Consider the following 795-nt stretch of genomic DNA (forward strand, 5'->3'; position numbering starts at 1 on the left):
GTCCTGGTGTCGCCGCAACGGTTTTGAGCCCTTGCCCCCAGAGGTACAAACAATCGGCCTCTATATCAGCGCCTGTGCCTCAGGCACCGCCGCCGGCGAGCCGAAACGTGGCATTCCCGCCCTTTCGGTCGCAACGATCGAGCGGCGCCTCTCCGGCCTGGCCTGGAATTTTACCCAGCGCGGATTTTCTCTCGACCGTGCCGATCGCCATATTGCCACCGTGCTCGCCGGTATCCGCAGAAAACACGCAAAGCCGCCACGGCAGAAGGAGGCCGTCCTCGGCGATGACATCAAGGCAATGATCGCGACGCTCGGGCACGATCTGCGCGGGCTGCGCGACCGCGCTATTTTGCTCCTGGGCTTTGCCGGCGGGTTGCGGCGCTCGGAAATCGTCGGCCTCGACGTCGTGCGCGACGACAAGAGCGACGGCGCCGGCTGGATCGAGATTTTTGCCGACAAGGGCGTGCTGGTGACGCTGCGCGGCAAGACCGGTTGGCGTGAGGTCGAGGTCGGCCGCGGCTCCAGCGATTTGTCTTGCCCGGTTGTCGCGCTGGAAACCTGGATCAGGCTCGGAAGGATCGCGCGCGGTCCGCTGTTCCGGCGCATCTTCAAAGACAACAAGACCGTCGACGTCGAACGACTTTCCGACAAGCATGTCGCCCGCCTGGTCAAGCAGACGGCGCTCGGCGCCGGCGTCCGCTCCGATCTTCCGGAAGCGGAGCGTGCGCTGCTGTTCTCAGGGCACTCGCTGCGCGCCGGGCTTGCCTCCTCCGCGGACATCGAGGAACGCTACGT

1 protein-coding gene is annotated in these 795 nt (G+C 65.4%); it reads left to right on the forward strand.

The genetic code is table 11. From position 1 onward, the window contains the following. A partial coding sequence (locus EOA27_RS38610) for an integrase (RefSeq protein WP_127258992.1) occupies positions 1 to 795 on the forward strand: 795 nt, incomplete at both ends.

This window comes from Mesorhizobium sp. M2A.F.Ca.ET.037.01.1.1 (assembly GCF_003998075.1).
Classification (GTDB): domain Bacteria; phylum Pseudomonadota; class Alphaproteobacteria; order Rhizobiales; family Rhizobiaceae; genus Mesorhizobium.